Origin of the sequence: Bacillus sp. Xin1 (assembly GCF_013314535.1) — a bacterium.
Taxonomy (GTDB): domain Bacteria; phylum Bacillota; class Bacilli; order Bacillales; family Bacillaceae_G; genus Bacillus_A.
The window spans coordinates 274,812-295,343 of the sequence record NZ_JABUAE010000001.1; the positions used below are offsets into that span (position 1 = coordinate 274,812).

At 35.9% G+C, this 20,532-nt stretch carries 24 protein-coding genes and 2 pseudogenes; 19 read left to right on the forward strand and 7 right to left on the reverse strand.

Annotated elements, in window-relative coordinates:
• Positions 1 to 64 precede the first annotated feature (64 nt).
• The 4 genes from HRG09_RS01415 to HRG09_RS01430 are packed head-to-tail and all read left to right on the forward strand — an operon-like array spanning position 65 to position 6,729.
• Positions 65 to 1,897, forward strand: a complete 1,833-nt coding sequence (locus tag HRG09_RS01415; RefSeq protein ID WP_174099007.1) for a bifunctional homocysteine S-methyltransferase/methylenetetrahydrofolate reductase — start codon at positions 65 to 67, stop codon at positions 1,895 to 1,897.
• Positions 1,897 to 5,298 (forward strand): methionine synthase, encoded by a 3,402-nt coding sequence (gene metH, locus HRG09_RS01420; protein ID WP_174099008.1) that lies wholly within the window; start codon positions 1,897 to 1,899, stop codon positions 5,296 to 5,298. The genes HRG09_RS01415 and metH overlap by 1 nt, the downstream gene beginning before the upstream one ends.
• Positions 5,299 to 5,316: 18 nt before the next feature.
• The gene (locus tag HRG09_RS01425) at positions 5,317 to 6,375 is read left to right on the forward strand and encodes an undecaprenyldiphospho-muramoylpentapeptide beta-N-acetylglucosaminyltransferase (protein WP_174099009.1); all 1,059 of its coding nucleotides are present in this window, start codon (positions 5,317 to 5,319) and stop codon (positions 6,373 to 6,375) included.
• 51 nt (positions 6,376 to 6,426) lie between these two features.
• A complete protein-coding gene (locus HRG09_RS01430; RefSeq protein WP_217447890.1) occupies positions 6,427 to 6,729 on the forward strand; it encodes a DUF3966 domain-containing protein in 303 nt (100 codons plus the stop codon).
• Between the two features lie 346 nt (positions 6,730 to 7,075).
• Here the strand turns inward: HRG09_RS01430 and HRG09_RS01435 are convergent, their stop codons facing one another.
• The gene (locus HRG09_RS01435) at positions 7,076 to 7,369 is read right to left on the reverse strand and encodes a hypothetical protein (protein WP_174099010.1); all 294 of its coding nucleotides are present in this window, start codon (positions 7,367 to 7,369) and stop codon (positions 7,076 to 7,078) included.
• 378 nt (positions 7,370 to 7,747) lie between these two features.
• Here HRG09_RS01435 and HRG09_RS01440 point away from each other — a divergent pair, with 378 nt between their 5' ends.
• Positions 7,748 to 8,239, forward strand: a complete 492-nt coding sequence (locus tag HRG09_RS01440; protein ID WP_174099011.1) for a hypothetical protein — start codon at positions 7,748 to 7,750, stop codon at positions 8,237 to 8,239.
• A gap of 39 nt (positions 8,240 to 8,278) precedes the next feature.
• Here HRG09_RS01440 and HRG09_RS01445 read toward each other — a convergent pair whose 3' ends face one another.
• Complete coding sequence (locus HRG09_RS01445; protein ID WP_174099012.1) at positions 8,279 to 8,590, reverse strand: hypothetical protein; 312 nt, start codon at positions 8,588 to 8,590, stop codon at positions 8,279 to 8,281.
• Between the two features lie 234 nt (positions 8,591 to 8,824).
• Between HRG09_RS01445 and HRG09_RS01450 the strand changes: the two genes are divergently transcribed.
• The 4 genes and pseudogenes from HRG09_RS01450 to HRG09_RS01465 all read left to right on the forward strand — a co-directional run bounded on the left by HRG09_RS01450 (position 8,825) and on the right by HRG09_RS01465 (position 11,305).
• Positions 8,825 to 9,040 carry a DUF3912 family protein gene (locus HRG09_RS01450; RefSeq protein ID WP_174099013.1) on the forward strand — a complete coding sequence of 72 codons (216 nt, stop codon included), beginning with the start codon at positions 8,825 to 8,827 and terminating at the stop codon, positions 9,038 to 9,040.
• Positions 9,041 to 9,323: 283 nt separating this feature from the next.
• Positions 9,324 to 10,148, forward strand: a complete 825-nt coding sequence (locus HRG09_RS01455; RefSeq protein WP_174099014.1) for a DUF4037 domain-containing protein — start codon at positions 9,324 to 9,326, stop codon at positions 10,146 to 10,148.
• A gap of 20 nt (positions 10,149 to 10,168) precedes the next feature.
• Positions 10,169 to 10,810 (forward strand): annotated as a pseudogene (locus tag HRG09_RS01460) (HD domain-containing protein).
• A gap of 24 nt (positions 10,811 to 10,834) precedes the next feature.
• Positions 10,835 to 11,305 carry a hypothetical protein gene (locus tag HRG09_RS01465; RefSeq protein ID WP_254610004.1) on the forward strand — a complete coding sequence of 157 codons (471 nt, stop codon included), beginning with the start codon at positions 10,835 to 10,837 and terminating at the stop codon, positions 11,303 to 11,305.
• A 56-nt stretch (positions 11,306 to 11,361) separates the two neighbouring features.
• On the opposite strand, the gene HRG09_RS01470 is transcribed toward HRG09_RS01465, so the two are convergent.
• The 3 genes from HRG09_RS01470 to HRG09_RS01480 form a co-directional block, all read right to left on the reverse strand.
• The gene (locus HRG09_RS01470) at positions 11,362 to 12,756 is read right to left on the reverse strand and encodes an L-cystine transporter (RefSeq protein WP_174099015.1); all 1,395 of its coding nucleotides are present in this window, start codon (positions 12,754 to 12,756) and stop codon (positions 11,362 to 11,364) included.
• Between the two features lie 108 nt (positions 12,757 to 12,864).
• Positions 12,865 to 13,107: a DUF2626 domain-containing protein gene (locus HRG09_RS01475; protein ID WP_006096019.1), complete on the reverse strand. Its 243-nt coding sequence runs from the start codon at positions 13,105 to 13,107 to the stop codon at positions 12,865 to 12,867.
• A gap of 138 nt (positions 13,108 to 13,245) precedes the next feature.
• Positions 13,246 to 13,941, reverse strand: a complete 696-nt coding sequence (locus tag HRG09_RS01480; RefSeq protein ID WP_174099016.1) for a helix-turn-helix transcriptional regulator — start codon at positions 13,939 to 13,941, stop codon at positions 13,246 to 13,248.
• Positions 13,942 to 14,146: 205 nt separating this feature from the next.
• On the opposite strand from HRG09_RS01480, the gene comGA reads away from it, so the two are divergent.
• The 9 genes and pseudogenes from comGA (at position 14,147) to HRG09_RS01520 (ending at position 18,996) form a co-directional block, all read left to right on the forward strand.
• The gene (gene comGA, locus HRG09_RS01485; protein WP_174099017.1) at positions 14,147 to 15,190 is read left to right on the forward strand and encodes a competence type IV pilus ATPase ComGA; all 1,044 of its coding nucleotides are present in this window, start codon (positions 14,147 to 14,149) and stop codon (positions 15,188 to 15,190) included.
• Positions 15,177 to 16,217, forward strand: coding sequence for a competence type IV pilus assembly protein ComGB (gene comGB, locus HRG09_RS01490; protein ID WP_302480761.1), 1,041 nt, complete (start codon positions 15,177 to 15,179; stop codon positions 16,215 to 16,217). The genes comGA and comGB overlap by 14 nt, the downstream gene beginning before the upstream one ends.
• A gap of 12 nt (positions 16,218 to 16,229) precedes the next feature.
• Positions 16,230 to 16,535, forward strand: a complete 306-nt coding sequence (gene comGC / locus HRG09_RS01495; protein WP_174099019.1) for a competence type IV pilus major pilin ComGC — start codon at positions 16,230 to 16,232, stop codon at positions 16,533 to 16,535.
• Positions 16,532 to 16,975: pseudogene (comGD, locus tag HRG09_RS01500) on the forward strand (competence type IV pilus minor pilin ComGD); the annotation flags it as partial. The gene comGC and the pseudogene comGD, both read left to right, overlap by 4 nt.
• Positions 16,956 to 17,273 (forward strand): competence type IV pilus minor pilin ComGE, encoded by a 318-nt coding sequence (comGE, locus tag HRG09_RS28700; protein WP_309231930.1) that lies wholly within the window; start codon positions 16,956 to 16,958, stop codon positions 17,271 to 17,273. The pseudogene comGD and the gene comGE, both read left to right, overlap by 20 nt.
• A complete protein-coding gene (gene comGF, locus HRG09_RS01505; protein ID WP_375335739.1) occupies positions 17,170 to 17,721 on the forward strand; it encodes a competence type IV pilus minor pilin ComGF in 552 nt (183 codons plus the stop codon). The genes comGE and comGF overlap by 104 nt, the downstream gene beginning before the upstream one ends.
• Positions 17,718 to 18,092 (forward strand): competence type IV pilus minor pilin ComGG, encoded by a 375-nt coding sequence (gene comGG, locus HRG09_RS01510; RefSeq protein WP_174099021.1) that lies wholly within the window; start codon positions 17,718 to 17,720, stop codon positions 18,090 to 18,092. The genes comGF and comGG overlap by 4 nt, the downstream gene beginning before the upstream one ends.
• 167 nt (positions 18,093 to 18,259) lie before the next feature.
• Positions 18,260 to 18,757, forward strand: a complete 498-nt coding sequence (locus HRG09_RS01515) for a shikimate kinase (RefSeq protein WP_174099022.1) — start codon at positions 18,260 to 18,262, stop codon at positions 18,755 to 18,757.
• A 38-nt stretch (positions 18,758 to 18,795) separates the two neighbouring features.
• Positions 18,796 to 18,996, forward strand: a complete 201-nt coding sequence (locus HRG09_RS01520) for a YqzE family protein (RefSeq protein ID WP_000106078.1) — start codon at positions 18,796 to 18,798, stop codon at positions 18,994 to 18,996.
• A 159-nt stretch (positions 18,997 to 19,155) separates the two neighbouring features.
• Here the strand turns inward: HRG09_RS01520 and HRG09_RS01525 are convergent, their stop codons facing one another.
• On the reverse strand, positions 19,156 to 19,788 hold the full coding sequence (locus HRG09_RS01525) for a VC0807 family protein (protein WP_174099023.1): 633 nt from the start codon (positions 19,786 to 19,788) through the stop codon (positions 19,156 to 19,158).
• 238 nt (positions 19,789 to 20,026) lie between these two features.
• The gene (locus tag HRG09_RS29470; protein ID WP_309231931.1) at positions 20,027 to 20,134 is read right to left on the reverse strand and encodes a GTP pyrophosphokinase; all 108 of its coding nucleotides are present in this window, start codon (positions 20,132 to 20,134) and stop codon (positions 20,027 to 20,029) included.
• Between the two features lie 86 nt (positions 20,135 to 20,220).
• Between HRG09_RS29470 and HRG09_RS01530 the strand changes: the two genes are divergently transcribed.
• A complete protein-coding gene (locus HRG09_RS01530) occupies positions 20,221 to 20,448 on the forward strand; it encodes a hypothetical protein (protein WP_017150839.1) in 228 nt (75 codons plus the stop codon).
• The last annotated feature ends 84 nt before the right edge of the window (positions 20,449 to 20,532 follow it).

Genomic DNA, 20,532 nt, shown 5'->3' on the forward strand with positions numbered 1-20,532 from the left:
TGATGATGTCCCCCTCTTCAAGGTGAAGAGGGGGTTTTTATATTGATAGAAAAGAGGGAGACAAGTGAAAATTCTAGATTTATTGTCAAAAGGAATTATTATCGGCGATGGAGCAGTTGGTACATTATTACATTCTCATGGTTTGCAAAGCAGTTTTGAAGAATTAAATCTATCAGATCCAGATTTAATTATATCTATTCATAAACAATATGTAGCTGCTGGTGCAGATGTAATTCAAACAAATACGTATGGTGCAAATGAAGCAAAATTGCGCATGTATGGTTTAGAAAATCAGGTCACCAAAATTAATAAAGCAGCAGTAAAGCTTGCAAAAGCAGCCGTGACAGACAAGAATGCTATTTTAGGGACGATTGGTGGTATGAAGCATATTGGAGCCGTTACAACGACTGATATGGAACGGGAATTTATGCTACTTGAGCAGGCCGAGGCATTATTAGAAGAAAAGGTTGATGGATTATTATTAGAAACATTTTATGATGAATTCGAATTGCTACATGCGGTGAAAGTACTGCGAAAACAAACAGATATTCCAATTATTGCACAGTTAGCTCTTCATGAAGCAGGCACAACCCAAAATGGGAATGATGTAAATGAAATATTAAAACAGCTTTTAGATTACGGTGCAAATGTAGTCGGTTTAAACTGTCAGTTAGGACCGCTTCATATGACGGAAGCTTTCAAAATGATATCGATTCCGAAAAATGGGTATTTGTCAGCTTATCCAAATGCAGGCCTTCCAAACTATGTAGAAGGGCGTTATATATATGAAGGAAGTCCTGCTTATTTTGAAGAGATGACACCGAAATTTATTGAACAAGGTATTCGCTTGTTAGGGGGATGTTGTGGTACAACGCCAGCACATATCGAAGCGATGAAGCGTGCGATTGCGAATGTAACGCCTGTTACAGAAAAACAAATCGCTCAAAGACAACAAGTGGTTCCTATGCAAACAAAACGTGCTAGCACCCATGTTACTCTTGCGGAAAAAGCGAAGAAGCAAACAACAGTTATTGTTGAACTAGATCCCCCAAAAACATTAGATACGCAGCGTTTTTTTGAAGGGGCAAGGGCATTGAAAAGAGCGGGAGCAGATGCGATTACGTTAGCAGATAACTCGCTAGCATCTCCGCGCATTTCAAATATGGCAATGGGGGCATTATTAACGAAGCACGATATTCCAGTGCTGACGCATTTAACGTGCCGTGACCATAATGTGATTGGCCTACAATCCCATTTACTTGGTTTATCAGCTTTAGGAATGGAAGAAGTGTTAGCTTTAACAGGTGATCCAGCTCGTGTTGGTGATTTTCCAGGAGCGACGTCTGTATATGATTTATCTTCTATTGAATTAATTAAAATGATTAAGGAAATGAACGATGGACGTTCTATTTTAGGGAAATCGATTGGTTCTGCGACAAGATTCTCTGTTGGAGGAGCTTTTAACCCGCATGTGAGGCATTTAAAAGCAGCGGTGAAGCGGATGGAGAGAAAAGTTGCAGCTGGTGCAGAGTATTTCTTAACACAGCCCATTTACGATGTAGATTTAATTGAAGAAGTATACGAGGCGACAAATCACTTAGAACAGCCGATTTTTATTGGAATTATGCCTTTAGTAAGTAAGCGGAATGCTGACTTTCTTCATTTTGAGGTGCCAGGCATTACATTGCCCGAAGAAGTGAGACAACGAATGGATGGACACGATACGCAAGAATCTGCAATTGAAGAAGGGATTCGCATTTCACAAGAGTTAATTGACGCTGCGATGAAATACTTTAACGGTATTTATCTCATTACACCATTTTTGAAATATGAAATTACAGAAAATCTCGTTAAGTATGTAAAAGAAAAGCAAGAAGTGAAAGAAGGAGTCAACTGATGAGACCGATAGAAGAGAGATTACAAAATGATATTTTAATATTAGATGGTGCCATGGGAACGATGATTCAGCAGGCAGATTTAACTGCAGAAGATTTTGGCGGCGAAGAATATGAAGGATGTAATGAATACTTAGTAAAAACAAGACCAGATGTTATTTTAGATATCCATAAAGCTTATATTGAAGCAGGAGCGGATATTATTGAAACAAATACGTTTGGTGCTACGAATATTGTATTACATGATTACGAGTTATCTCATTTAGATGAAGAGCTGAATGAAAGAGCGGCATTTCTAGCAAAACAAGCGGTAAAGGAGTGTGGTAAAGAAATATATGTAGCTGGCGCTATGGGGCCGACGACAAAAGCAATTAGTGTAACTGGTGGTGTAACCTTCGAAGGATTAATTGAGGCATACACTAGGCAAGCTAGGGGATTATTACGGGGCGGCGTTGATGTATTGCTTGTAGAGACGAGCCAAGATATGCGTAACGTGAAAGCGGCGTATTTAGGGATACAACAAGCATTCACGGAAGCGAATCATACGGTCCCGCTTATGATTTCAGGAACGATTGAGCCGATGGGGACGACGTTAGCGGGGCAAACAATCGAGGCGTTTTATTTATCAGTTGAGCATATGAAACCATTATCTGTCGGATTAAATTGTGCGACAGGACCAGAATTTATGCGTGAACATATTCGTTCTTTATCAGATCTCTCAGAGTGTTATATTTCTTGTTATCCAAATGCCGGTCTTCCAGACGAGGATGGACATTATCATGAGTCACCAACTTCACTTGCAGAGAAGGTGAAACAGTTTGCTGAAGAAGGCTGGATTAATATTATTGGTGGTTGCTGCGGGACGACACCTAATCATATACGAGCGATAAAAGATTCACTTGAGTCTCTCAAACCACGTGAAAATCATGAGCGAGAAGGTCATGGGATTAGTGGTTTAGAAGCATTGCAATATGATGATTCTATGAGGCCGTTATTCGTTGGTGAGAGAACAAATGTTATTGGGTCAAGAAAGTTTAAACGATTAGTAGCTGAAGGGAATTTTGAGGAGGCTGCTGAGATTGCAAGGGCGCAAGTGAAGAAAAATGCTCACATTATTGATATTTGTATGGCTGATCCAGATCGTGATGAAGTGGAAGATATGGAGAGTTTTTTGGCAGAAGTAACGAAAGTATTAAAAGTTCCCATTATGATAGATTCAACGGATGAAAATGTAATGGCGAAAGCTCTCACGTACATACAAGGAAAAGGTGTCATTAATTCTATTAATTTAGAAAACGGAGAAGAGCGATTTGAGAAAGTGACGCCACTTCTCCGGAAATATGGTGCGGCAATTGTAGTTGGGACGATTGATGAAGATGGCATGGCGGTTCGTGCAGAAAGAAAGTTAGAAATCGCAAAAAGAAGTTACGATTTATTAACGAAGAAATACGGTATACGCCCATCGGATATTATTTTTGATGCGCTTGTTTTTCCGGTCGGAACTGGTGATGAAGAATATATCGGTTCAGCAGCAGCAACAATTGAAGGAATTCGCCTTATTAAAGAAGCTTTGCCAGAGTGCTTAACGATTTTAGGAGTAAGTAATATATCGTTTGGGTTACCGCCAGCTGGTCGAGAAGTGTTAAACTCGGTCTTTTTATATCATGCAACAAAGGCTGGGCTTGATTATGCGATTGTAAATACTGAAAAACTAGAGCGCTATGCATCCATTCCAGAAGAGGAAAAAGAGCTCGCAGATGCACTATTATTCGAAACAACGAAAGAAACACTAGAAGAATTTACGAACTTTTACCGGGTTGCGAAGAAAAAAGAAACGGTCATACAAGAAACATTAACGCTTGATGAAAGATTAGCAAATTACATTGTAGAAGGAACGAAGCAGGGGTTGCATGAAGATTTAAGTCTCGCGCTAACAGAAGGAAGAAAGCCACTTGATATTATTAATGGTCCGCTTATGACAGGGATGGATGAAGTAGGTCGTTTGTTTAATAACAATGAGCTAATTGTTGCTGAAGTCTTGCAAAGTGCAGAAAGTATGAAAGCAGCTGTAGCATATTTGGAGCCTTATATGGAATCTAGTGATAGTGCGAAAAAAGGAAAAGTACTGCTAGCAACTGTAAAAGGTGATGTACATGATATTGGAAAAAACCTGGTAGAAATTATTTTATCTAATAATGGCTATGATATTGTCAATTTAGGAATCAATGTCCGCTCTGATCGCATTGTTCAAGAAGTGAAAGAAAAGAAACCAGATATTATCGGGCTTTCTGGATTATTAGTAAAATCAGCGCAACAAATGGTAGCAACTGCTGAAGATTTACAAGCGGCAAATATTGATATTCCAATTGTTGTTGGGGGGGCGGCGCTAACGAGGAAATTTACAGAAAATCGTATTTCACCTTCCTATGGTGGACTTGTAATGTATGCAAGCGATGCAATGTCAGGGCTTGATCTGATCAATCGATTACAAAAAGAAGAAGAGAGAGAACAGATGAAGTTGGATAAAAAAAATCGCCATCTTCATATTGTGAAAGAAGAGAAGGAAAAAGTAGAGGCTATACCACCAGTCATTGAACCGTTGCCACAAGCGAAAGTTATGATACCAGATTCAACAAAGCGGGTCGTACTTCGTGATATCCCAGTTTCGCATCTTGCACCATTCTTAAATAGACAAATGTTAATTGGACATCACCTTGGCTTAAAAGGGAATGTGAAAAAGTTATTAAAAGAAGGTGATAAGAGGGCGCATGAATTAAACAATTTAATTGATGAATTGTTGCAAGAAGGACAGTCTTGGCTAAAGCCAAAAGCTGTTTATCAATTTTTCCCTGCCCAAAGTGATGGACAAACGATCATTATTTATGATCCAGAAGACCATACACGTGTGTTAGAGCGTTTTTCATTCCCAAGACAAGGGAAAGCACCGTACCGTACATTAGGAGATTATTTAAGGTCAGTCGGGAATGAAATGGATTATGTCGCCTTTTTATCTGTTACAGTTGGGCAAGGTGTTCGTGATATTGCGGAGGAGTGGAAAGAGAAAGGGGATTATTTACGCAGTCATGCTATCCAATCACTAGCATTGGAACTCGCAGAAGGTCTTGCTGAAAAAACACATATGTTAATTCGTGATCGCTTTGGAATTCCAGATTCACCGGAGATGACGATGGAAGAACGATTCCGTACGAAATATCAGGGGATTCGCGTTTCTTTTGGCTATCCAGCTTGTCCAGAGCTTGCTGATCAAGAAAAACTATTTCGCTTAATTCAACCAGAAGAAATTGGAATTTCACTAACAGAAGGATTTATGATGGAGCCGGAAGCATCTGTAACGGCAATGGTATTTGCTCACCCCGAAGCACGGTATTTTAGTGTACTATAGTGTAGAAGGGGGAGGAGTATGAAAAGAATAGTCTTTACAGGCGGTGGATCAGCTGGACATGTGACACCTAATTTGGCGATTATTCCACATTTACAAGAAAAGGGTTGGGATATTTCGTATATTGGTTCCCATCAAGGAATTGAAAAAACAATTATCGAGAACGAAGGAATCCCGTACTATAGTATAGCGAGCGGAAAGTTACGCCGTTATTTTGATTTGAAAAATATAAAAGATCCTTTTCTTGTTATGAAGGGCGTTATGGATGCCTATGTGCGAATGCGAAAGTTAAAACCAGATGTTATTTTTTCAAAGGGTGGTTTTGTCTCTGTACCAGTAGTAATTGGCGGATGGCTAAATCGTGTTCCAGTCTTGTTACATGAATCGGATATGACACCAGGACTAGCGAATAAAATTGCACTCCGCTTTGCTTCGAAAATATTTGTTACATTTGAAGAAGCTGCGCAGCATTTGCCGAAAGAAAAGGTGGTGTATACGGGATCACCTGTGAGGGAAGAAGTGTTGCGTGGGAATCGTGAAAAAGGGTTACACTTTCTAGGGTTCCATGCTAGAAAACCAGTCATCACAGTTATGGGCGGGAGCCTAGGAGCAAAGAAAATCAATGAAACAGTACGAGAAGCATTGCCAGATCTTCTTAAAAATTATCAAGTTGTTCACTTATGCGGAAAAGGGAATCTAGATGAGACGTTACAAGGCGTGACAGGGTATAGACAATTTGAATATGTACACGGTGAATTACCAGATGTATTAGGGGCAACGGATTTTGTCATCTCACGTGCTGGATCAAATGCAATTTTTGAGTTTTTAACACTGCAAAAACCGATGATTTTAATTCCATTACCGAAAGCTTCAAGTCGCGGTGATCAAATTTTGAATGCACAATCGTTTGAAAGACAAGGATATGCATCCGTTTTATATGAAGAAGATATAACAGTACAATCCCTTTTAGCGCATGTAGAAGAGTTGAATCATAATTGTGTGAAGTATAAAAAAGAATTAAAGAAGTATAGTGGGAAAGAAGCAGTACAGACCATTATAAAATGTATTACAGAGGCATGATTTCTAAAAAAATCATGTCTTTTTAAGTAGAATGAAAGGTTCGAAGAATTGCTGTATTTATGTTACAATAACAGAGATTTAATAGGGAAATTCCAGTTCTTTGAGCGTGAAAATACGAATGGATTAGGAGTGACTGTGTTGGAGCTAAGTCTCTTTGAAAATACTGCTCTGATTATATGTTTTGTTTTGTATGTTGGTAGTGTTATTGTTTACATTTCAAGAAAATTTTCACAAGAACGAAACTTAGAAAAATCGGAAATAACAGCTGAGCTAGAAATGTTAGCCGGTGAAAGTGATAAAAAACAAAAAATAAAAGAGGACCATCAGGCCCCCCACCACTTAAACGTAAAATAAGTTTTGAAGGTGGGGCCTTTTTTACAAGATTCCTCTTCTATTATTATCGTGAGCGCTAAAAAAGAGTTTCCCTTCTGTTTGCATAAATAAGGAGCTAAGTGTATATAAAAGGAGAACCTGTTCAAACGGTGTTTTTAAGTGTGTTCTATTTGCAAGTTGTATTACCAAAAAAATATTATGTTAAAAAGGAATTTTAACCTGACATGTTTCTATCGCTAATAACAAAGGGAATGTTTGACAAAAGTCAAACAAGGTAACCATATAAGTAGAAGAAATTGTGTTATACTGGGGGAAAACATGGCCTAGATTAAGAAAAAATCTTATTCTAGACAATTATGATAGATTATTACTTTGTTTTTTTACTTTTGATTGTAATGAGATAGGTGAGAGTGTCTGCGAAATCTTTCCTCTTTTTTTCGTTAGTGAGTATGATATCAAGTTTAGCTGCTCCAATTACGAGACGTATATCATAGTTCTCTAAAAAGAGGGTCATGTGTTCAGCAAACATGGGCTTAAACCATTGCTCATTCCGTAAGCGTTTTATATTCTCAGAAATTTTTTCTTCTGTTGGATATTGATCTGTACCTAAGGGCATTCCGTTTAAAATTGTCACTAGACCTTCTAAAAAATTATCTAGCATGCATATTTCCTCCGGTTCTTTTGGATTTAGTGTATGCAGTATATCTTTTTAATTGCATACTATTGTAGGGAATATAGATCTCAATCTGATATTAGGGAAATACTTACTACAATAAGTTCTGTTTTACCTTTCCATATTCTTTTGATTATTCCTGCGATTTTAAAAAAAATTACCCTGCTCTCAATGTATTTTTTGCATGAAAACACTCAGAGGATCTGCGTCAATGAGGTAATGCGACTTCCTCTGTCTATATAAATGGTAAAATACATAAGGCATCTAGTTTATTGAAATATGTAAGGGTGTGCAACCAAAAAGTGAAAGAGAGTTTTTAGTGAAATATATATTTAAAAATAAAAAAGATATAAAGGAGCTATAAACATGAATTTAGAACAAGGATGGGAAACAAGCTTCTTAGAAGTTGTTCAAAAAAGTGAATTCAAAAAAGGTGCACTGCGTAGCCAGCTACTTTGTGCGGACGGAGAAGAAGTAGAAGAACTTGCAGATGATTATGGATATGATGAAATTGTAAATCGTGAACATGATGAAGAACTCGCAGAAATCTTAGGTGAAGAACTCTTTAGTGAAATGGAACGTTATGTATTTCTATCTTCGCAACCGGAAGAAAAACTTATTTCATTTGTAAATGGATTAGGATTTCATATTTTAGATTGGATTGTTCTTCTTGAAACAGAATTTGGTATAGATAGTGCAGTGTTTTCAGCGGATGCAGTAAAAATGCTGGAAAAACGTTTTAGACAGTTCCCGTATATAGAGGATAAGACAGTTTTTGATATGACAATTGGAGAAGCAATGGATGCATTAGAAGCTGTGACGAACTTACAATTGAAAGAGAAGATGAATATACAATAATGAAAATGAAAAAGAACGTGAGATAATCACGTTCTTTTTTTACATAATAATAACTTTGTCAGTTAGTTTCTTCTGTCCTGTAAGAAGTGCATTTAAATACTCGACTTTTCGGATACAAGATTGAATGTGTTTTTCAACTTCTTGTAACTCTGCTTGATGGTGGGTTTCAATCGGATGAATTTGCACGTTAAACTTTTCGAATTGGCTGCTGTATGTTATTTCTGCATAGCCGCTCATGATATCGGTTTGGTTATGAAATGAAAATTGTTTTGTTTCTTCACAGTATGTTACATCTTGAAATCCGTATGATTTTAATGCTTCGATTACTTTTGTAATAATTGTTATATCCATTTTTCTCCCTCTTTACGCAGTTCTGCTTTTCTATTATAACATGAAAAAAGGTTAAGAAAACGCTTCCAAGTGTTTGTTTTCACAATTTTTACGTATAATTTATCAAAATGAAATAAAGAAAAAATAATTGTAATAAAGGAAGGACTCTTTTACTTTTTCATCATATATATACAGAAATAGTGCAATGAAAGGAAGTGTATTTTCAAGTTGAGCGTAGTAAAAGAGGTGAGAATCTTGAATTTTGATATTACAGGACAAAAAGCATATGTAAAAGATGGACCGTACCGAAATCGAATTGGAATTGTAAAGCAAAAAGAAAAAACGGAAGGAACGAGTTTTATTATTGTTATTGATGATCAAATAATCGATGTAGAATTAAAAGATATCGTTTTAGTAGGAGTAGATGTAGGGCAATTTCATGAATGGTGCGAGCGAAATGGCTATTTGTAAAAGGGACGGGCTGTGAAGCGAAATTTCTATTTTTATTTTTATTAGTTGTTTAATAGGATATATCAATAGATAATGAAGAGGGGGATACTATGCTCAATATAGGAGTATATATCCTTTTTTCTGTTTATACACCTGGAAACGAAGAGATTTTCATTAATAATATTCAGAAAAAAAAGACAATTAGTTGATGTGGTAATGAATTTCTATTAATCTGTAAATAGAAACATTGTAGTAATGCCAAAGAAAAATATATAAAGGGACAATTAAACATGGAGGAAATCACATGAATTTAGTGCAAAAAGCGATAGATATGGCAGAAATCTATAAACAAAATCCAAAAGTAGAAGCAATTCTTTTGGCAGGATCCGTATCAAGAAACTGGCAAGATGAAAATTCAGATATAGAGTTGCATATTTTATGGTCAGCACCGCCAGAAGATGAAGATCGCGAAGGGCCTATTAAGAATGTCGGTGGTACCATTTTGGCGTATCATCCGTATGAAGAGGAAGAGTGGTCGGAATCTTATGTAACGAAAGACGGGATTAAATTAGAAATAAGTAACTTTTTAACTGTAACAGTTGAACATTTTATTTCTGATGTAGTGGACAAGTATGAAATTGATTATGAGAAACAATGTATTGTAGCTTCCGTTCAGGATGGTGTGAGCTTGCATAGGCAAGAAACAATTAGAAAGCTAAAAGATAGAATCGCAGAATATCCGTTAGAACTTTCCAAACAGATGATTACAGAGAATCTTTTACTAAGTAATCGATGGAATAACCGCGAAGCACTTTTAACACGCAAAGATTGGCTTATGTTATACGATGTAATTTGCGAAGTGCAGAAGAATGTACTTGGTGTTTTGTTCGGTCTTAATAAAATGTATGTGCATCACCCTGCATTTAAATGGATGCCTTATAATATTGAACGAATGACAATAAAACCTGAAAACCTTTATGAGCGAATGACCAATATCCTGATAGGAAATCCAGAAAACAGTGTAAAGGATTTGGAGTTATTAATCCAAGAAGTATTGATTTTGGTGGAGAAACAATTCCCGGAATTGGATCTTTCAGAGCAAAAAAAACAGATTAGTTATGCAAAATAATGATTATAGGGGATGGTGCTATGGAATATATCATGGATAGAGTATATGCAAGAGAGCTACTTGAACGTGCATATAAACAAAATTCTGGCCCTTGGTATAAACATTCGATACATGTTGCCCAGGCTACTGAAAACATAATCTTAGAATTTATGAAACAAGGATATGATGTGAATCATGATTTGGCTTACAATGCAGGGTTGCTTCATGATATTGGTAGGTAGAAAGGTTTCACAAAATCTGTTATACATTCTTATGATGGATACATGTACTTAGAACAATTAGGATTTAGAGGGAATGCGATTAAATGTGTAACGCATTCATTTCCTTGTGGGAATAAAGACATAGAAGTTGCAGCTGATTGGGAGCTTGTTCCTCTAAACATGAAAGTGAAGCTTATAGAGATATTAAATGAAAACAGCAACTATAATTTATACGATAAAGTTATTACTCTTTGTGATGCTTTAGCCGATGATAAAGGATTTACTACACTTGAAAAAAGATTGATCTCAGTTGGATTGAGACACGGCACCAATGCTCATACTTCTTCTCATTGGAAAGGATTTTATAAAATAAAAAAAGAAATAGAAGCGTTAATCGGAATAAGTGTATACAGATTTCTTCCAGGAGTTGAGGAATCGATTTATACTGATATTCAGTATTGAAAATTGTATGAAGGGGTGAGTGAAATGAGAAAAACTCTGTGCTTGTTTATGATAATGCTAGTGTTTTTGAGTTTAATTGGATGTTCTAATATTGCAAGTTCTTCAAAAACTTCTTCATCAACTGAACAAAAAGAGGAAAAAGAAACATCAATAGTATTTGAGAAAAAACAAATAAAAGAAATGAATTTAGTGAGGATAGATCAAGATAATATTTCTAAAGCAGGAACGGATAATGAAGATCTAATAAATCAAATTGTTACCGCAATCAAAGCTGGTACATCTAAAAAAATATCTTTAGATAAAAAAGTAAGGGATGCTGTACATGCTAATATGGAAGTCATTTTTAATGATGATACTAAAGAAAGTTTGTTAGTCTGGATAGATGATAAAAATAACATTATAATCGCAAAAGATGTAGATAAAAGTTCTGTTCAAGGAATTCAAATAAATGAGGATGTACCTAAAATAGTATTAAAATTTTTAAAACAAGTATAAGGAATAAAAAAGGAATGCTATATCAATTAGCATTCCTTTTTTATGAAGGTCACTTCTTATGAAGCAGCTTCCTCATTTTTTACATCATCTTGATTATACGTATCGTGATCTAACTCACCAAGCCATTTACTCGAAATAAGACCTGCTGTCATTGATCCACTTACGTTAAGTGCTGTACGTCCCATATCGATTAATGGTTCAACAGAGATAACAAGAGCGACAATTCCGATTGGTAAGTTCATTGTAGAAAGTACGATTAATGCTGCGAATGTTGCTCCGCCACCAACACCGGCAACGCCGAATGAGCTAATCGCGACAACGGCGATTAAAGTTAAAATAAATTGTGGCTGTAATGGATCAATACCTACTGTTGGAGCGACCATCATAGCCAGCATAGCTGGATAAATACCTGCGCAACCGTTTTGACCGATAGATACCCCGAAGGAAGCAGCAAAGTTCGCAATTCCTTCAGAAACACCGAGCTTTTCTTTTTGTGCTTCAATATTTAATGGCATTGTACCTGCACTAGAACGAGAAGTGAAGGCAAATGTTAGGACTGGGAATACCTTTTTCAAATATTGAACTGGATTTAAACCAGATAGAGCAATTAATAATAAGTGAATCACAAACATAACGATAAGTGCTACATAAGATGCTAAAACAAAGTTACCAAGTTTTAAAATGGCATTTACGTCACTACCAGCGACTGTTTTTGTCATAAGAGCTAATACACCGTATGGAGTCAAACGCAAAATTAATGTTACCATGCGCATTACAATTGCATAAGCAGCATCAAGCATTTTCTTAAATAATTCTGCTTGTTCTGGATATTTTCTTTTCACACCGATAAAGGCTATTCCGATGAACGCCGCAAAGATTACAACAGAAATTGTTGAAGTTGGACGTGCGCCCGTTAAATCAAGAAATGGATTTGTAGGTAATAATTCCAATAATTTTTGTGGAACTGGTGTTTGTTCAATGGAACTAAATTTTTCTTCCACTAATTTTAAGCGAGCTGTTTCTGCATCACCTTGTTGTAAACCCGTTGCTTGAACATCAAACCCTGCGCTTGCAGCAATACCAACAGCGGCAGCGATTCCAGTTGTAAGGATTAAAACTCCGATAATAAGTCCGCTAATTTTACCAAGGTTTTTTGTTAATTTTAACTTCGTAAATGCTGAGATAATAGAAACTAAAATCAGTGGCATAACAATCATTTGTAGCAGTTTTACATAGCCACTACCGATTATGCTAAACCAGTTATTTGAATCGATAATAACTTTCGAAGTAGGTTCATAGATAAATTGTAAAATAAGACCAAATGTAATTCCGACCCCTAAAGCAGTAAATACGCGTTTATTAAAAGATACATGCTTGCGTTGCATATAATATAATATGCCAACCAATATGAGCATGACCGCAACGTTAATACCAACTAGCAGTGTATTCATGACGATTCCCCCCTAATTCCGATCTGTTATATAAACTATATTCAAACAAAACATATAAGTCAACTTGGTAATTGAAAAAAATAAAAAAAGATGGCAATTGCCATCTTTTTAATGTCCAGCCCCAGGGACAAGTAGGAATGTTGTATAGTATGTAAATCCAATGAAGAAAACAGTTAAATATGCCCCAAATACGTATATATACATACGCTCTGTTAATTTTAAATAACTTAAAAGTACGAAAAATCCTGTTTGTCCTAAAAATAATAGTGCAGTTGCATGCATATCCCCTAAGTAAAACATAACTGAGAAAATTCCAGTCCAGAAGCCGAGAACGCGAAACATGCGCTCCATGCAATCTCCCTCCTTTTCTAAAAAAAGTAAACCTCTCTTCATTATAGTTTATTTTTCTTACTATTGTAAATATTTGCGAAAAAAGAAAAGAAGCCAAATATAATTGACTTCTTTTTGACACATTTTCATATGAAGAAATTATAGATGAACTTTGTAGTTGCAAGATTTACATCCATCTAATAAGTTATCATGTCGTGTTAATTCCATGTTCGGGAATAGGATTTCAAAAATCCCCTTCATCATATCGCTGTGCATATTACAAATTTCTTCAGGATGATGAACAGCAACTTCTTTAAATGGACAATTGTGCACATCATAGTAAATTTGTGTGCCATCTGTACTTAATTCAAATGAAGGAGATAAGCCAGCAGTTGATAACGCTTCTTTTGCAATTTGAACTTTGTGTTCTAATGTTAATGAATTTTCATTAACATTTAAACGCTGCATATGTTGTTCCATTAATTCTTTACCAAATTGTTTGCCTGTTTCATATAGTGCCTTTTCACCAGCTGCACCAAGGCTCAGTAATGAATTAAAAGCGATTTTCGCTAATAACTGATAATCGCGAAATGGGAATTGTAATTGAATTAAGTCTTCAGACAATACATATAACCTGCTTGGCCTTCCGCCTTTTCCTGTTTTCTTCGTTTCAGATCGTAGCATATTAACATCTTCTAATTTTGATAAATGTAGACGTGCCACGTTTGGATGGATATTAAATTCATCTGCGATTTCTTGTACAGTTACGTAACTATGCTTTTGAGAAATATATTTATAAATATAATAACGAGTTGGATCAGATAGTACACCTGTAATTTTTAAAGCTTGCTCCATGAGGATCTCCACCTTTATCACTTTATCCAAGATATTAACATTATAATACAGATAAAGTTGCATATAGGTAATTTTAGTCAATAATTCAGAAATTGTTCATATTTTCACAAACATATTTTTCCTTTTTCGGATAGAGAAAACGTGAAAGTTGCGATTTTTCTTGCGCACCTCTTCATGATATAAACATAGTGAGGGGGCGATAATGATGAATGGTGTTGAACATTTTGCTAATACAATTATGAAAGAAGCATGCGCATTACAGGCATCCGATTTACATATCGTGCCGCGGCAAGAGGATGCAGTTATACAATTACGTATTGGAAAAGATTTAGTAACGAAGCATTGTATTAGAAAAGAATTTGGAGAAAGACTTGTTTCGCATTTTAAATTTTTAGCGTCTATGGATATAGGGGAAAGGCGTAAGCCACAAAATGGATCATTGTATTTACAAATTGATGGGCAAGAAGTTCACTTACGTCTTTCTACACTGCCAACTGTATATCACGAAAGCCTTGTCATCCGTTTACACTTGCAAGCATCGATTCAACCACTTTCCCATCTCTCTTTATTTCCAAGCTCGGCGAAAACACTTCTCTCTTTTTTACATCATTCTCATGGATTACTCGTATTTACTGGGCCAACAGGATCTGGAAAAACAACAACAATGTATGCTTTGCTAGAGGTAGCTAAAAAGGGACAAACGCGCCGCATTGTTACACTGGAGGATCCAATTGAAAAGCGAAAGGATGGTTTATTACAAATTCAAATTAATGAAAAAGCAGGTATCACGTATACAACAGGTTTAAAAGCGATTTTGCGCCATGATCCTGATATTATTTTAGTCGGTGAAATTCGTGATGAGGAAACAGCGAAAGTAGCTGTGCGTGCAAGTTTAACAGGACATTTAGTTATGACAACGCTACATACAAACGATGCCAAAGGGGCTGTACTGCGGTTGATGGATTTCGGAATTACACAGCAAGAAATTGAACAATCATTGCTTGCTGTAGCGGCGCAGCGCCTTGTGGAATTGAAATGTCCATTTTGTAATGGGAAATGTTCACCGCTTTGTAAAGCAATGAGGAAAGTGCGACAAGCAAGCATTTATGAGTTGTTATATGGCCTTGAATTGAAACAAGCGATTCGTGAAGCGAATGGAGAGCAGGTAACCTATTATTATGAAACATTGCAATCGTGTGTAAGAAAAGGGTATGCCTTAGGATTTTTAGAAGAGGATGTTTATGTTTGAACGAAAAGGGTGGAGATTACATGAGCAAGTCTTGCTATTAAAAAGGCTTGGTGAATTGTTAGAAAAAGGTTATCCGCTCTTACAAGCGCTAGAATTTTTACAGTTTCAATTATCTTCTGCAAAAAAGTTACAACTGCAGCATATTATCGAAGAATTGAAAAATGGACAAAGTTTACATGATGCTTTTCAGCAAATGATGTTTCATCCGGACATATTAAGTTATTTATTTTATGCCCAGCAACACGGTGATGTTTCTTTTGCTTTAAAGCAAGGAAGCGTACTCCTCTATAGGAAAGATAAGCATCAAAAAGATATGATGAAAGTTCTCCGTTATCCGATTTTTTTATCTCTTTTTTTACTAGGAATTCTTGCTGTATTCAACCTTGTTTTGCTTCCTCAATTTGAGACATTGTACAGTTCTTTACGTGCAACTTCAGCTTCCTTTTCAGATCAAATTATGTCCCTTATTCAAATGCTCCCATATATCATTGGCGGATTTTTTCTCGTTATTTTACTAGGAGTATGCGTATATGTGTTTTATCTACGAAAGCTTCCTCCCATTCAAAGGGTAAGTATTATGGTGCGTATTCCCCTTATCAAAACATTTCTTATTTTAACAAACTCCCATTATTTCTCTGTTCAATTAAGCGGCCTATTACAAGGCGGATTATCGGTACTCGAGGCTTTAACGTTAATGATTGAACAAAAACATCACCCGTTCTTTCAATGTGAAGCCACTCGAATTGAAGAGTTATTAACGGCGGGAGAACAGTTGGATTCTATTATTATGAAGAGCAGTTATTACGAGCGTGAACTGTCTTACGTTATTGCGCATGGACAAGCAAACGGAAACTTAGCGACAGAATTAGGTGATTATAGCGAATTAACGATTGAAAAAATGGAAGGAAAGATTCAACGTATTTTAGTCATTATTCAGCCACTCCTGTTTACATGCATTGGCATAATTGTTGTTCTTATGTATTTAGCGATGATCATGCCAATGTTTCAAATGATGAATTCTATTTAGGAGGTAAGTTATATGAAAAATGAAAAAGGATTTACTCTTTTAGAGATGCTATTAGTGATGGTTGTTATTTCGGTATTGCTTCTATTAATTATTCCAAATGTCATTAAACAGCGTTCTTCCGTACAAGGAAAAGGTTGTGATGCTTACGTAAAATCGGTCGAATCGCAAGTGCAGGCTTATCAATTACAACATAATAAGATACCTACCATCGACGAATTAGTGAAAGATAAGTACATTACTTCCACAACGTGTCCAAAAGGGGAACAAATTAGTATTTCAAGTGATGATGGTGCAGTATCGGTAGTTGGAAAATCGTGAAACAACAGGGATTTACATTTTTAGAGATGCTCCTCGTTCTATCCATCATCTCGATATTGAGCGTTGTTACTTATTTTAACGTTGCACCATTATATGAAAGGCAAAAAGTCGAACAGTTTTTAAAACAATTTTCGCAAGATATATTATACATGCAGCAGTTAGCTATAAACCGCCGGAATCTTCATATGTTACGATGGGTCCCTGAAAAACATATGTACAGTATTTGGGAATCTGGAGATAAACGTTCCTTGTTTATCCGGGAATATGAACGTGATATAAAGATTGATTTAAATACTTTTCCGAATCCAATGACCTATAATGCAAATGGAAATATAAACCAAGGTGGTACAATCATACTTTCTTATCGCTCGCACACTTATGAAGTTGTATTTCAACTTGGGAGAGGGAGATTTGCGTATCGTGAAGTGCCAAAAAGGATCGGTTATGCTCGAGATGCTCGTATCGTTAAGTTTATTAATGATGGCTGTGTCACTGTTGCTTCCGCAAACACTTCTTATTATGCAAGAAAGAAAAAATATTCAATTTCGGTATAAAGCACATGTATTGTTGAAGAGGGAAGCGGCGCTATATATGTATCAAAATCGGCCGAAGCAGCAAAAAGAGGAGACAATAGATGGTGTTGTATACAAGACGCATTGGCAGGGAGAAGAGGTTTGTGCAATTTGGAAAGACGTTAAACAAAAAAGAATGGAACAATGTCGCTATGTCCAAAAGTAAAAAGGGAGAAGCAGGATTTACGTTATTAGAAATGTTATTATGTGTATTGTTTTTATCTACTTTCTTTCTTCTTGTGCCGCGCCTCCATGGTTTATTTATCGAGAAACCGTATTCGAAGCAAATAAATAGTTGGGAATGGGATGTGTTCATGGAACAAGTGCAATTAGAATTTAGGGAGAGTCAGATGGGAAAAGGTGTTCAGTTAGAAAATCAAGAAGATTTACTCCTTCTTCAACTGAGTAGCGGAGTTAATGTAACATATGAAGTGTTAGGAAATAATATCGTGAGAAAAGTAAATACGCTAGGGATGGAGATTATATTACAAAAGGTAAGTTCGGTTTCTTATGACGTAACACCGAATGTATTAACCATACATGTGCAAGATATAAGGGGTAAAACGTATCACGGTATAGCAACACGTTACACACCTATTGAGTTGAAAACATGAGAAAGCAAGATGGTTTTGCGATGCCAGGAACATTAATTCTTCTTTTCTTACTGTTTTCATTTTTTATATATGAAATAAATATGTTACAATCTGATCAAAGATTTTATAAAGAAGCGCAGCAGAAATTTTTGTTAGAAGAGATTACCGATCAAGCGATTGCCTCGATAAAGGCAGATTTGCTGGAAAAAGAACAAAATGATGCATTCTCATTTCGATATAAAAATGGTGAGGCGAGTGGGAACTATGCATTTGAGAACGAACTCGTTTTTGTTACATTACAGTGCATGACGAAACAAAAGCATTCTTATAAAGTGAACTTTCAATACGATAAAATAAATAAACGGGTTATGAATTGGGTAGAGGAGAGATGAGGTAGAAGGTTCATTACTGTTACGTTTTGTTCTTGATACAGAATTAAGGGCAAAACGTTTCTTATTAATGTGCGCAAGTCACATATAAAATAAACCCTATCAGTCAATTTTTCGTTATAATACAAATAATTAAACAATGACCAACTCGATAGAAAAGAGGTAACAAAATGAAATCCATCTACCTAACAGGTTACATGGGAGCAGGCAAAACAACAATTGGGAGAGTGCTAAGTGAACGATTGCATATTCCAGTTGTAGATACCGATCAAAAAATTGAGGAGAAGCAAGGGAAGTTAATTCGTGATATCTTTGCAGAAGAAGGAGAAAATACATTTCGGCAATATGAAAGCGAAATGTTGTGCTCTTTGCCGACGAGTAACTTAATTATTACAACTGGTGGAGGTATCGTTGAGCGAGCTGAGAATCGCCAGTGGATGAAAGAAAATGGGACGGTTGTGTATTTATATTGTGATCCGTATGTTGTTGCGGAACGCCTTCGCGAAGATATGACGCGTCCATTATTTCAAAAAGAAAACATAGAGGCGTTTGTAGAGAAGTTTGAGAACCGCCGTGCATATTATGAAGAAGCTTATATCTATATAGATACGACAAATAAAAATGTGGAAGAGATTGTGAAAGAGCTACTGCGAAAGATTAATGCGTAAAAAAGTGGGCATACTAATCAAGTAGAGGTGATGATAATATGTCTACTAATGATTATGTGCGTTTTGTGACGCAACAATTTGTATCATATATGGATGCTCCAAAAGAGGATCGAAAGCAGAAGAAAGAACAACGCCGTGCTGAAAAAGCACCGTTTTTAAACAGATGGTTTGGAATGATGCCTCTTAGTGCTGCTTTGTTTTATCAAAATGTAAAGAAGAAAAGAAAAAAAACAAGTTAATGAAAATTGGAATGATTTACCGCTAGTGATTATGCTAGGCGGTACAGTAAAATTTTTGCGACGAGTATATACTTGTCATTGATTCGACAGACAAACCTATGAAAATCCCCCTGTACATGTACAGGGGGATTTTCATTATTTCTTTTGATGATCTATACTCTATTGGGTAGATTCGCTCTGTTCAGTTACTGCGTGTATTTTATTATTCACCCATACAAATCCTATACCAATACATATAGAAATTCCCCAACCAACTGCAGTCATGATTGCTCTCATTTCACCATATCCTTCCACACCAAACACAGAGATGAAATAGATTTTTAAAAAGCTTTTTAAAATGAATTGGAGACCGAAAAATAGTGTTAAATATTGCAGTGCTGGATATATGCGTTTGTCGCGGTAAAGGACGCGACTTTTATCTCGGTCATGTCCTTGCAGTGCTGCAATATCAGCTGCGAAATATAACATGAGTGGTTTTTTAATAAAGATTGTGCAAATAACAATGCACCCGAGTACGATATGATAATATGCGTCATTCCAAAGCATTCGCTCGGCAGATCCGGATAATAGATCTACTGCCGTGTTAGCAACGAGGGTAATTAAAATAAAGAACCCTGTGACGTTGAACTGCTTTTCTTTCTTAAAGCAGTACAGTGTATAAAGAATTCCCGGTACCGAGGAAATGAGCATTGCATAATAAGGATCAATATGTGCTTTTGCAAATTTCCAAATAACAAAAGGGAAGACGAGGTAAAAGACAATATCGAATATAACTTTTTTATTTTGATTCATTTTATGCCTCCTTAAGTAATAGGTATATTTTACAATAGAATTTCTGAATATTGTACAAGATTAATTGATAATGAAAGTTAAAAAATCGATATAAATCCCTTCTTTTTGGTTAGGAGAGAGAATTTAGCCATGTATATAAGCGGTAAATGCTATGTAAACATTTTGAGCGTATACGAAATGAAGCGAAAATCATAGTTTGGTAGAAATAAAAAGATTGCCCCTAGCGTGGTAATCTTTTTTAGTATATAATAATTAAAACGCTTTCATTTTTAAATTTTTGTTCACAAAATTGACGAAAACTTAAGTTATTCCTATCGTCATGTTGTTTTATAATGAAACTAATCAACTATACATGCATACAATATTGTGAAATAAATAACATAAATAATCTATACAAATGTAAACGTTATCAAAAAAAGAGAGGTGGAGACAATGAGTAAATTTTTCTTCAATCATAACCCAGCAACAATAGAAGATGGAAGGCTTGTAGAATACGCTGAAATTATTTATGGTGAAGGTGGCCGTTCTGTATTAGAAAATTTAATGGTGAAAGCATCTATCAGGTTGCGTGATCGTTATCCGCATAAATCTGACGAACAGATCTCTCATCTCGTAAATCAAGGCTTGCACGATATGTTTCAGAAATATGTGAAGGAATAAGAGGAGCGAAAAAGCTTCTCTTATTTTTGCATAAGGATTGCCCCCTTAGCTGACAATAAGAGTGAATTTGAAAAGCATAAGGGG